Raw genomic sequence first — 10,218 nt, forward strand, 5'->3', positions numbered from 1 at the left:
CCTCCGAGGTCTCTTACCCGGCAAACGGCCGTGGCGGGCCGGTGGTTCCGGATCCGGGCCCTTTCCACGATATATCGCGTGCCGGGCGCGCCCCAGCCCCCGAGACGCGGCCCCACAGCCCCGAGGCGCGGCCCCTAGATCTTCAGTGAGAGCTGCCCGCCGCCCAGGATGCGCAGGACGTCGGCGTGCAGGCGGCCGTTGGTGCACACCACGCTGCCGCCGTCCGGGCCGGGCACCCCCGACAGGTCGGTGAACATGCCCCCGGCCTCCTCGACGATCACCTGGAGGGCGGCCAGGTCCCACAGCGACACCTCCGGCTCGGTGGAGATGTCGACCGCGCCCTCGGCGACCATCATGTGCGACCAGAAGTCGCCGAACGCCCGGGTGCGCCAGACCGCGCGGGTCAGGTCCAGGAAGCGGTCGAGCCGGTCCTGCTCCTCCCAGCCGCCGAGGCTGGAGAACGACAGCGACGCGTCGGCCAGGTCGGAGACCGCCGAGACCTGGAGGCGGCTGGCGCGGGTGAGGCTGCGGCCGGTCCAGGCGCCGCCGCCGCGCGCCGCCCACCACCGGCGGTTCAGCGCGGGCGCCGAGACCACCCCGACCACCACCTCGTCGTTCTCCATCAACGCGATCAGCGTGGCCCACACCGGCACACCGCGCACGAAGTTCTTGGTGGCGTCGATCGGGTCGATGATCCAGCAGCGCATGCCGTGCCCGGTGCGGCCGAACTCCTCGCCGAGCACCGCGTCGCGCGGCCGGGCCCGCTTGAGGGTGCCGCGGATCTGCTCCTCGACACTGCGGTCGGCGTCGCTCACCGGCGTCAGGTCCGGCTTGGTCTCGATGGTGAGGTCGAGCGCACGGAAACGCTTGGTCGTGATGTCGTCGGCTGCGTCCGCCAGCACGTGCGCCAGACGCAGATCGTCGGAATAGCCCGCCACGCCGTGCAACGCTACCGCGATCACGTGGTGCGCCGACACACTTACCGGTGCGCATCTCTTCGGCGGCGAACGGGTGAAAGCATGTGGGGCATGGCGCACGAGCTTCCCGGCTGGGTCGCGGAACTGACCGACCCGCGCCGGGCCACCACCCTGGACGAGCTGGCCGACCGGCTGGTACCGCTGGCCGAGCACGCGATCGACGTGTCGCGGCGCCTGCAGGCGCTGCTCAACGAGCTGAACGACCCGTTCCGGCGGGAGGCCCTGTACGGGCGGGTGGAACGGCTCAAGGCGCGCGCGGACGAGGCGCTCGGCGAGGTCGGCGACGAGTTGGCCGCCGCGGGGGAGGAGCGGCTGGAGCGCGTCCGGGCCGCGCTCCCGGCGCAACCGTCCGTTCCGGAGGGCGGCGGGCAGGCCGAGGAGCTGCTGCGGCGGCTGGACGCGGCGGTCGTCCCCGAGCTGGCCCGGCGCCGGCAGCAGGTCGCCGAGCAGGTCGCCGAGCGCACGTCGGCGGCGCTGAAGGAGGCCACGCAGACGCTGCTGACCCGCGTGGAGGAGCTGGCGTCGGCGGTCACCGACCTGATCCACGACGTGCTGCCGCTGGCCCGCGAGGGCCTGGAGCTGGCCAACCGCATCTCGGTGCTGTCGGGCCGGTGCCGCCAGGCCGGGGGCGGGCCGATCCCCGAGCCGCTGCGCGAGGCGGGGGCCGAGACGGCGCGCGCGTTCGACGAGGCCGTCGCCCGGCTGGAGCTGGAGTGGGCCGCGCTCGGCGCCCGCTCGGCGACCGTGCGGGCCGCGCTGCGCGGCGCGGAGGAGGCCGCGTTCAGCCATGTCGCGGGCGTGCTGACCCGGTCGGTGCGGGAACTGGCGCCCGAGCACGTCCGGTCGCTCGACGAGGCCGAGGCCAGGGCCCGCAGCCTGCTGGAGGAGCTCACCCGGGGGTGACCGCCGGACCGCCCGGGCGGCCGGTCAGATCGCCTGGGGGAAGCGGAACAGCCGTCCGGGGTCGTAGGCCGCCTTGACCTTGGTGAGGCGGTCGAGGTTGGCGCCGTAGTAGGCGCGGCGCCAGTCCGCCAGGTCGGGGTCGATGTAGTTGACGTACGCGGCGCCGCGCAGGTGGGCGTCCATGGCCCGGTGGGTGCCGCGCAGCCAGGCCAGGTCGTCGCCGTCGGCCAGGTACTGCAGGACGAACAGCCCGCTGCGGTGCGGGAACGCGGTGTCGCCCGGCTCGGTCCGGCCGATCGCGCCGCCCATCGCGTCCATGAGCACCGAGCGTCCCGACCGGTCGTTGCCGCGGGAGAACCGCGCGACCAGGCCGTCGACGGCGTCGTCCGGCAGCGGGCGCAGCGCGACGTGCGACTTGCCCGAGTAGTCGGTGCGGGGGAACCGCCCGTCCGGCCGCTGCCCCGGCAGGTCGCCCTGGGCGTGGCAGGCCCCCACGGACTGGCCGGAGCATCCGCCCATCGCCTTCATCGCGTCCAGGTACGGGCGGCGCCGCGAGTCCCGCGCGCTCGGGTCGCCGCCCACGGCCGCCACCAGCCGGTCGACGTGCGGGCCGGGGTCGGTGAGGGCGGCGCCGGAGACCTCCACCGTGGGCGCCCCGGCCGACGGCTCGCTGTTGATCTGCAGGCTCGTCCACACCTCGCCGGGCGCGGACGGCGCCCACCGCTGCCACCCGCGGATCACGTCCGCGGCCCGCGACCACGGCCAGCCGACCGAGAACGTCGTGACGTCCTCGGCGTCGTGCGTGCGGTAGGTGAACCCGACCGCGACGCCGAAGTTGCCGCCACCGCCGCCCCGGCACGCCCAGAACAGGTCGGGCTCGCGGCGGGCGTCGCACTCCAGCACCCGCCCGTCGGCGGTGACGACGCGCGCGGATTCGAGGACGTCGCACGTCAGCCCGTACGCGCGGGACAGCACCCCGAGCCCGCCGCCCAGCGTCAGCCCGGCCACGCTCACGGTCGGGCAGGTGCCGCCGGGCACGCCCGCGCCCCGCTCGGCGGCCTCGGCGTACAGGTCGATCAGCCGGGTCCCGGCGCCCACCACGGCGCGGCCCCCGTCGATCCGCACCTCGTCCATCGGGGACACGTCGACGACCAGGCCCGTCCCGGTGGACCAGCCCGCGTAGTTGTGCCCGCCGCTGCGCACCGCCACGGGCAGCCTTTTGACCGTCGCGAACGCCACGCACTCGGCGACGTCCTCGGGCGTGGCGCAGTAGGCGATCCCGGCGGGACGGACGGAGTCGTAGCGCGGGATGTACAGGCGGCGCGCCCGGTCGTAGTCGGCGTCGCCCGGGCGGACCAGCCGTCCTTCGAGGCCGCGTTCCAGGGCGTTCCAGTCGGCCGGGCCGGTGGGACGGGCGGTCGTCGGCCGTGACGGCGGCGTCTCGCGGCCCGGACGGGGCGTGGCGTCGTCCGAGCATCCGGCCGCCGTCGCCAGCGTGGTCAGTCCCGTCGCCTTGAGGAACGCGCGCCGCTCCATGGGAACAAGTCTTACATTCGCCCCATCAGTCGCGTTGGGAAACGCCGTCGGGGACCGGGCTGCTGACCCCCAGGCTGCCCAGCAGCCGCAGCGCGGTCTCCGACGGCGACCCCGCCTCCACCGTGTAGGTGGTCAGCATCTGGTCGCGGTTGTCCGGCAGCCGCAGCGTCTCGTAGTCCAGCTCGATCCGCCCGACCAGCGGGTGCAGCACCACCTTGCGGCCGTTGCTCTTGTCCTTGACGTTGTGGTCGGCCCACCAGCGCCGGAAGTCCTCGCTTCTGACCGACAGCTCGCCGACCAGCGCCGCCAGCTCCGGGTCGTCCGGATACTCGCCCGCCGACAGCCGCAGGAACGCCACCGTGTCCTTGGCCTTGACCGTCCAGTCCTCGAACAGCGCCTGCATCTCCTCGTTGAGGAAGATCAGCCGGGCCCAGTTGCGCTCGGCCGGGGGCAGCGCGCCGAAGTCGGTGAACAGCGCGCACGCCAGCCGGTTCCACGCCAGCACGTCGCAGCGCCGCCCGAACACGTACGCCGGGACGCCCTCGGCCATCTCCAGCAGCCGCCGCACCCCGGGCCGCACCCGCTCGGCCCGCGCCGGGGGACGCCGCCGGGCCGAGCGCGCCGGACGGGCCAGGTTCCGCAGGTAGGCCCGTTCGTCGTCGTCGAGCCGCAGCGCGCCCGCCACCGCGTCCAGGACCTCCTCCGACACGTTGCGGGTGCGGCCCTGCTCCAGCCGGACGTAGTAGTCGACGCTCACCCCGGCCAGCTGCGCCAGCTCCTCGCGGCGCAGGCCGGGCACGCGGCGCCGCCCGCCGAACGGCGGCAGCCCCACGTCCTCCGGCTGCAGCCGGGCCCGCCGGGAGCGCAGGAACTCGGTCAGCTCGGCACGCTTGTCCATGTCGTCCAGTATCCGGCACCGGCTCCGGACGAGGGTGGTCCCACCGGACCCAGGCACGGCCGGATCCCGGAGCCGGCGGGAGCCCTGGGGATCAGTGGTCGGGTTCGCCCTCGCGGCTGCCCAGCAGGCGGCGCAGCGAGTCCAGGCGGGCCCGGCCGGCGTGGCCGTCGGCGACCCAGCCGTCCAGGCCGCACCCCTCGTTCAGGTGGTCGCAGTGCGGCGGGCAGCGTTCGGCGGCGCCCTCGGCCAGGTCGTCGAACGCCTCGATCACCCGTTCGGGACGCACGTGCGCCAGGCCGAAGCTGCGCACGCCCGGGGTGTCGATGATCCAGCCGTCGCCGCCGGGCAGCTCCAGCGCGATCGCCGAGGACGAGGTGTGCCGGCCGCGGCCGGTGACCGCGTTGACCTGGCTCACCGCCCGCTCGGCCTCCGGGACCAGCGCGTTCACCAGCGTCGACTTGCCGACGCCGGAGTGCCCGACCAGCACGCTGACCCGTCCGGCCAGATGGCCGCGCAGCTCGCCGAGATCGCCGCCGCGCCGCGTCACCACGTACGGCACGCCGAGCGGCGCGTAGATCTCCAGCAGCGGGCCGGGGTCGGCCAGGTCCGACTTGGTCAGGCACAGCAGCGGGTCCATGCCCGCGTCGTACGCGGCGACCAGGCACCGGTCGATCAGCCGGGGCCGCGGCTCGGGGTCGGCCAGCGCCGCCACGATCACCATCTGGCCGGCGTTGGCCACGATGATCCGCTCGAACGGGTCGGTGTCGTCGGCCGTGCGGCGCAGCGCCGACGCGCGCGGCTCGACCCGCACGATCCGCGCCAGCGTGTCGGGGTCGCCGGAGGTGTCGCCGACCAGCGCGACCCGGTCGCCCACCACGACGCCCTTGCGGCCCAGCTCCCGTGCCCGCATGGCCGTCACGGCGCGCTCGTCCGGGGTGCCGGGGTCGACCAGGCAGCGGTAGCGGCCCCGGTCCACCGCGGTCACCATGCCGGGGACGGCGTCCTCGTGGGCGGGACGGCGCCGGGTGCGCGGCCGCGAGCCGCGGCGCCCGGGCCGCACCCGAACGTCGTCCTCGTCGTAGTCGCGTACTCGGCGTGCCAGTGGTCCCGCCTCCCTTTCACGTGCCTTTACGCAGGCCGCACCATCGCTGTCCACAGGTCGGTGAATTCTGGCAGTGTCTTGCCCACCGTGGCCGGGTTCTCCACCTGCACCCCCGGAACCGCCAGGCCCAGCACCGCCGCGGCCATGACCATCCGGTGGTCGTCGTAGGTGTGGAACACCCCGCCGTGCAGCGGGCGCGGCCGGATCTCCAGGCCGTCGGGCAGTTCGCGGGCGTCGCCGCCCAGCGCGTTCAGCTCGCGGACCAGCGCGGCCAGCCGGTCGGTCTCGTGCCCGCGCAGGTGGGCGATGCCGGTGAGGCGGGACGGCGAGGACGCCAGCGCCGCCAGCGCCGCCAGCACGGGGGTGAGCTCGCCGACCTCGTGCAGGTCGGCCTCCAGGCCCTCGAACGTGCCGGTGCCGCGCACGGTCAGGCCGTCCGGGCCGGACGACACCCGCGCGCCCATCCGCGCCAGCAGCCCGCGCAGCGCGTCACCCGGCTGGGTGGTGTCGGCGGGCCAGTCCGGCACGGTGACGCGCCCGCCGGTCACCAGCGCCGCGCCCAGGAACTGGGCGGCGTTCGACAGATCGGGCTCGATGTCCCAGTCGCGGCCGCGGATCGGGCCGGGCGCCACGCGCCACTCGTCGGCGCCGGTCTCGACGCGGGCGCCCGCCTCGCGCAGCATCCGCACCGTCATCGCCAGGTGCGGCGCGGACGGGACGGGCGGCCCCTCGTGCCGCACCTGCACGCCCTCGTCGAACCGCGGCGCGGCCAGCAGCAGCCCCGACACCAGCTGCGACGAACCGGACGCGTCGATCGTCACCGTGCCGCCCTTGACCGCCCCGGCGCCGCGCACCGTGAACGGCAGCGCGCCGCGTCCCGCGTCGTCGATCTCCGTGCCGAGCGCGCGCAGCGCCGTGATCATCGGGCCCATGGGCCGCTCCCGGGCGCGCGGGTCGCCGTCGATCGCCACGTCGCCGTCGGCCAGCGCCGCCACTGGGGGCAGGAACCGCATCACCGTTCCCGCGAGCCCCACGTCCACCCGCGCCGGTCCGGACAGCGCGGCCGGGGTGACCTGCCAGTCCGCGCCGTCCTCGTCGATCGCCACGCCGAGCGCGCGCAGCGCCTGCGCCATGAGCAGCGTGTCGCGGCTGCGCAGCGGCCGCCGGACGCGCGCGGGGCCGTCGGCCAGCGCGGCCAGGATCAGCGCCCGGTTGGTCATGGACTTGGAACCGGGCAGCCGGACGGTGGCGTCCACCGGGGCGTCGGCGACCGGCGCGGACCAGTGCGAAGAGGGCATGCGCCCAAGGTTATCGGCACGGCCCGCGCCCCACCGGCGGCACGGAGATCAACCGGCGGTCACAGGGGGGCGGTCACAGCGGGACGGTCAGCAGCGTCCGCCCGTCGCTCACCCGCACCTCGAAGCGGGCGATGTCGCCGCGCGACAGCGCGGTGCCGCCCTCACGGCCGCCGCGGCTCCACGGCGTCGGGCGCAGGGGCGGGCGCAGGGGCGGGCTCGGGCGCGGCGGCCTCGTCGCGAAGGTCGGACAGGACGTCCGCCATGCCGCGCATCTGCCGGAGCTCGGCGCGGCACTGCCCGCAGCCGTGCAGGTGCTCCTCGAACGCCCGGCGGTCCTCCTCCTCCAGCAGGCCCAGGGCGTACGCACCGACATCGGTGTGCTCGACCGGCGAGCCGCTCACGCCGTCACCCCCCTCTCCTCCAGTGCGACGCGCAACGCGCGCAGCGCGTAGTACACGCGGGACTTCACCGTTCCCACCGGCACGCCCAGCACCTCGGCGGCCTGGGCGACCGTACGGTCGCGCAGCACCGTCTCGGTCAGCACCTCGCGGTGGGCGTCCGACAGCGACGACAGCGCCTCGGCCACGACCACCTTGCGCAGCACCCTGTCCAGCCCGTCCGCCGCGGGCAGGCTCTCCAGCGGCCCGTCGCCGACCTCGGGCGGCCGGGCACGGCGCCGCCGCCTGCCGTCGATCACGATACGGCGCGCGATCGTGGCCAGCCAGGGCATCGGCGACACGCCGGGCTCCAGCCGGTCCGCGCCCCGCCAGGCCCGGATCATGGTCTCCTGGACCACGTCCTCGGCCCACTGCCGGTCTCCGCCGGTCAGCCTGAGCACGAACGCCGTCAGGGCCGCACCGTGCTCGCGGTAGAGCAGGGTGACGATCCGTTCGGCGTCCGTCGCGGCTCCGGGTGCTGCCATGGCCGGGCCTCTCCGGTCGGGGAGGGAACGGGCGGTCGCACGGCAGTACGGCCACGGACGGACGCCGGGTTCAACGGATTTGAGATCCCCTTAAGGATCTCTTCGGGAACGCGTCAGCGCTTCACCGTGCGGGCGGCGCGCCGGACCGGCCGGGCGCCCCGGCGACGCGCCTCGCGCATCTGCCGTGCGGCCTCGCGCCGCGCGTTCCTGATCTCCGCCGCGGTCTGCTTGCGCAGCACCTTGGCCTCGGCGGCGGCCTGGATCCTGGCATCGTGCGCCTGCCGGCGCAGCTCGGCCGTCCGCGGGCTGCGGCGCGGCTCGGTGGCCACCATGAGCAGCGCGCCGAACAGGCCGGCGTTCTTCAGCAGGTGCGAGCGCTCGCTGGCACGGCGTTCCGGGTCGTCCTCGGTCCAGTACCGGTGCTCGGTCACCAGGGCGGGGACCAGCTGGGCGGCCAGCAGGAAGGTGGTCAGCCGGCGGAAGCGTCCGGTCAGCAGCAGCGCGCCGGTGCCCAGGCTCAGCGCGCCCTGGATGCGCACCAGGGCCTCGGGGTCCTTGGTGGGCAGCCAGTCGAACCGGTCGGCGATCGGCTTCACCGCGGGCGCCACCTGCTCGGCGCGCGGGCCGGGATCGCGGAGGGTCTCCAGGCCGGTGATGATGTACGGCGCCGCCACGAACGGGCGGGCCAGGGTCGTGATGGGTCGCATGGTCGCCTACATGCCCACGGCGCCGACGGTCAAGCACGGCCCCGGATCCGTGCGGGTTGTCACGGGCGCGGTGCAGGATGGGACGCATGTGCGGTCGATATGCCACGGCAAGGGCGCGTCAGGAACTGCTCGACCAGTTCCAGGTGCAGTTCGACGCCACCGAGCAGAATCTGCAGCCCGACTACAACGTCGCCCCCACCAAGCAGGTGCCCGCCGTCCTGACCCGGGCGGCCAAGGACGCGGCCAAGGACGCCGCCAACGGCGCCGCCGGGGACGTCCCCAACGAGCGGCACGCCGTCCGGCAGCTGCGGACGCTGCGCTGGGGCCTGGTGCCGTCCTGGGCCAAGGACCTGTCCATCGGCAACCGGATGATCAACGCGCGGGCCGAGACGGTGCACGAGAAGCCGTCCTTCCGCCGCGCCTTCGCCCGGCGCCGCTGCCTGCTGCCCGCCGACGGCTACTACGAGTGGTACACGCTGGAGTCCGAGGCGGCCGAGGGCGAGAAGAAGAAGCGTCCCAAGAAGCAGCCCTTCTACATCCGCCCCAAGGACGGCTCGGTCCTGGCCCTGGCCGGGCTGTACGAGCTGTGGAAGTCGCCCGAGGACGAGTGGGTGTGGACGTGCACCGTGATCACCACGGACGCGCCCGACGAGCTGGGCCGCATCCATGACCGGATGCCCATGATCGTCCAGCCGGACCGCTGGGACGCCTGGCTGGACCCCGACCTCACCGACCCCGACCGGGTGCGCGGCCTGCTGGTGCCCGCGATGGCCGGGACCATGGAGGCCTATCCCGTCTCGACCGCCGTCAACAACGTCAGAAACAACGGGCCAGAACTCATAAAGCCAACGGCAAACGGGGATATACCTCCCAACCATTCCGACGCCCTGTTCTGACGCCGCGAGCGCGGCGTTCAGAGGCGAGGAGCCCTGCACCCGGGGGCGTACCGGGAGGAGTTCGGAGCATCGTGGACATCGCCGCCGCCCGCACCCGCCTGGAGGAGGCGCTCGCCGACGTGGACCGCTCCATCGCGATCCTGAAGGGCGAGCACCCCGAACGGGAGAACTCGGCCTCCGACGCGGGCGCCATCCTCTCCGACAGCGACCGCGTCGAGGCGGCGCTGGAGTCGCTGGAGCGGCACCGCGCCGCGGTCGCCCAGGCCCTCGACCGCATCGCCGCGGGCACCTACGGCCGCTGCGTGGAGTGCGGCGGGCCCGTCCCCGAAGGCCGCCTGGAGGTCCGCCCCGAAGCCGCCCGCTGCCTGGCCTGCCAGGCCCGGCACGACAAGGCGCTGCGCTGACCCCGCTCACACCCGCCGGGCGCTGGCGAGCAGATGGACGCCCAGGGAGTCGTCGCGGACGGGGGCGCTCAGTTCGGTGCGGACCAGGCGGGCCAGCGCGCGCGGGGTGCCGGCCAGCACGTGCTCGACGGTGGACGGGGACAGGGCCGTGCGCGGCCTGATCCACTCCACCTCCAGACCGGCGTCGGTGAGCAGCTCGCGCAGCTGGTCGACCCAGAAGCAGCGGGTGATCGTGCCGTCCGGCCACGGGACGAGCAGCACCTCGGCGCTCGGCACGTCCGACAGGTGCGCCCAGCGGCTCTGCTCGGCCAGCAGCGCCATGCCCAGCGTCAGCGAGTCGACCGACAGCAGCACCCGGCCGCCGGGACGCAGCACCCGGGCGATCTCGGCGACCGTCGACTCGGTCACCAGATGCCGCGACAGCGCGCGGTCCTCGGCGACGACCGCGTCCACGCTGGCGTCCCGCAGGCAGGCCAGCGACCCGGAGTCGGCGATCACGCGGCGCGCCACGCCCGCCGCCGAACGGCGCGGGGCGCGGACGTCGCGGCGCGGGTCGGCGGCGGCGATGGCGTCGG

At 75.0% G+C, this 10,218-nt stretch carries 12 protein-coding genes; 3 read left to right on the top strand and 9 right to left on the bottom strand.

Annotated elements, in window-relative coordinates; all coding sequences use genetic code 11:
• Positions 1–134: 134 nt before the first annotated feature.
• Positions 135–938 carry a histidinol-phosphatase gene (gene hisN, locus ABD811_RS29135; RefSeq protein WP_344954152.1) on the bottom strand — a complete coding sequence of 268 codons (804 nt, stop codon included), beginning with the start codon at positions 936–938 and terminating at the stop codon, positions 135–137.
• Positions 939–1,028: 90 nt separating this feature from the next.
• Here hisN and ABD811_RS29140 point away from each other — a divergent pair, with 90 nt between their 5' ends.
• Complete coding sequence (locus ABD811_RS29140) at positions 1,029–1,880, top strand: hypothetical protein (RefSeq protein WP_344954154.1); 852 nt, start codon at positions 1,029–1,031, stop codon at positions 1,878–1,880.
• A 24-nt stretch (positions 1,881–1,904) separates the two neighbouring features.
• Here the strand turns inward: ABD811_RS29140 and ABD811_RS29145 are convergent, their stop codons facing one another.
• From ABD811_RS29145 to ABD811_RS29175, 7 genes are all read right to left on the bottom strand, one after another.
• Positions 1,905–3,416 (bottom strand): FAD-binding oxidoreductase, encoded by a 1,512-nt coding sequence (locus ABD811_RS29145; protein ID WP_344954156.1) that lies wholly within the window; start codon positions 3,414–3,416, stop codon positions 1,905–1,907.
• Positions 3,417–3,441: 25 nt separating this feature from the next.
• Positions 3,442–4,314 carry a helix-turn-helix transcriptional regulator gene (locus ABD811_RS29150; RefSeq protein ID WP_344954158.1) on the bottom strand — a complete coding sequence of 291 codons (873 nt, stop codon included), beginning with the start codon at positions 4,312–4,314 and terminating at the stop codon, positions 3,442–3,444.
• A 91-nt stretch (positions 4,315–4,405) separates the two neighbouring features.
• Positions 4,406–5,374: a ribosome small subunit-dependent GTPase A gene (rsgA, locus tag ABD811_RS29155; RefSeq protein WP_344954160.1), complete on the bottom strand. Its 969-nt coding sequence runs from the start codon at positions 5,372–5,374 to the stop codon at positions 4,406–4,408.
• Positions 5,375–5,442: 68 nt separating this feature from the next.
• The gene (gene aroA, locus ABD811_RS29160; RefSeq protein WP_344954162.1) at positions 5,443–6,714 is read right to left on the bottom strand and encodes a 3-phosphoshikimate 1-carboxyvinyltransferase; all 1,272 of its coding nucleotides are present in this window, start codon (positions 6,712–6,714) and stop codon (positions 5,443–5,445) included.
• A gap of 161 nt (positions 6,715–6,875) precedes the next feature.
• Positions 6,876–7,115: a zf-HC2 domain-containing protein gene (locus ABD811_RS29165; RefSeq protein ID WP_344954164.1), complete on the bottom strand. Its 240-nt coding sequence runs from the start codon at positions 7,113–7,115 to the stop codon at positions 6,876–6,878.
• Complete coding sequence (locus tag ABD811_RS29170; RefSeq protein WP_344954166.1) at positions 7,112–7,636, bottom strand: sigma-70 family RNA polymerase sigma factor; 525 nt, start codon at positions 7,634–7,636, stop codon at positions 7,112–7,114. The genes ABD811_RS29165 and ABD811_RS29170 overlap by 4 nt, the downstream gene beginning before the upstream one ends.
• A gap of 113 nt (positions 7,637–7,749) precedes the next feature.
• Positions 7,750–8,343: a DoxX family protein gene (locus ABD811_RS29175; protein ID WP_344954168.1), complete on the bottom strand. Its 594-nt coding sequence runs from the start codon at positions 8,341–8,343 to the stop codon at positions 7,750–7,752.
• A gap of 86 nt (positions 8,344–8,429) precedes the next feature.
• Between ABD811_RS29175 and ABD811_RS29180 the strand changes: the two genes are divergently transcribed.
• Together ABD811_RS29180 and ABD811_RS29185 are read left to right on the top strand one after the other, a co-directional pair.
• Complete coding sequence (locus tag ABD811_RS29180) at positions 8,430–9,239, top strand: SOS response-associated peptidase (RefSeq protein ID WP_344954170.1); 810 nt, start codon at positions 8,430–8,432, stop codon at positions 9,237–9,239.
• A 71-nt stretch (positions 9,240–9,310) separates the two neighbouring features.
• Positions 9,311–9,643 carry a TraR/DksA family transcriptional regulator gene (locus tag ABD811_RS29185; RefSeq protein ID WP_344954171.1) on the top strand — a complete coding sequence of 111 codons (333 nt, stop codon included), beginning with the start codon at positions 9,311–9,313 and terminating at the stop codon, positions 9,641–9,643.
• A gap of 6 nt (positions 9,644–9,649) precedes the next feature.
• On the opposite strand, the gene ABD811_RS29190 is transcribed toward ABD811_RS29185, so the two are convergent.
• Positions 9,650–10,218: methyltransferase domain-containing protein (locus ABD811_RS29190; RefSeq protein ID WP_344954173.1), on the bottom strand; the 569-nt coding region annotated here is incomplete at its 5' end.

This window comes from Actinomadura miaoliensis, assembly GCF_039536785.1.
Lineage (GTDB): Bacteria > Actinomycetota > Actinomycetes > Streptosporangiales > Streptosporangiaceae > Spirillospora > Spirillospora miaoliensis.